Origin of the sequence: Pseudomonas anguilliseptica (assembly GCF_021375795.1) — a bacterium.
Lineage (GTDB): Bacteria > Pseudomonadota > Gammaproteobacteria > Pseudomonadales > Pseudomonadaceae > Aquipseudomonas > Aquipseudomonas anguilliseptica_A.
On record NZ_JAEIOI010000015.1, the window covers coordinates 1 to 890 of the forward strand.

Sequence of the window (890 nt, forward strand, 5' to 3'; positions counted from 1 at the left end):
GCTGCCGATGGTCGGCGCGCCAGTGGTGTCGACGATGCCACCGGTGCCGGTTTGACCGCCGATGGTCAGGGTGACGGTTTCCACCGGTTCACCGGTGACGGTGTCGGTGAGGGTCGGCACGCTCACGCTGAAACCGGTGACGCCTGCTGGCACGGAGACCAGGCCGGTGGCCGGATCATAGGTGACGCCATTGCTGAAGCTGGCATTGGTCAGGGTGGCGTTGTAGTCGCTGCCGGCGGTGGCCGTGCCACCGAGGCTCAGGGCATAGCTGACCGGTTGTGTCGAGGTGCCATTGATGCTGACGTTGAAGGTCAGGGTCTGGCCTTCATTGACGTTGTCATCGGCTACGCCTGGAGCACCGGCTTCGACGCTGCCGATGGTCGGCGCGCCAGTGGTGTCGATGATTCCACCGGTGCCGGTTTGACCGCCGATGGTCAGGGTGACGGTTTCCACCGGTTCACCGGTGACGGTGTCGGTGAGGGTCGGCACGCTCACGCTGAAACCGGTGACGCCTGCTGGCACGGTGACCAGGCCGGTGGCCGGATCATACGTGACGCCATTGCTGAANCATCGGCTACGCCTGGAGCACCGGCTTCGACGCTGCCGATGGTCGGCGCGCCAGTGGTGTCGATGATGCCACCGGTGCCGGTTTGACCGCCGATGGTCAGGGTGACGGTTTCCACCGGTTCACCGGTGACGGTGTCGGTGAGGGTCGGCACGCTCACGCTGAAACCGGTGACGCCTGCTGGCACGGTGACCTGGCCGGTGGCCGGATCATACGTGACGCCATTGCTGAAGCTGGCATTGGTCAGGGTGGCGTTGTAGTCGCTGCCGGCGGTGGCCGTGCCACCGAGGCTCAGGGCATAGCTGACCGGTTGTGTCGAGGTGCC

At 65.7% G+C, this 890-nt stretch carries 1 protein-coding gene; it reads right to left on the reverse strand.

The genetic code is table 11. The annotated features are described in order from the left end of the window. Window positions 1-567 (reverse strand): Calx-beta domain-containing protein (locus IOD17_RS19240; RefSeq protein WP_233686622.1); only part of this gene is annotated, 567 nt, incomplete at both ends. Between the last annotated feature and the right edge of the window lie 323 nt (window positions 568-890).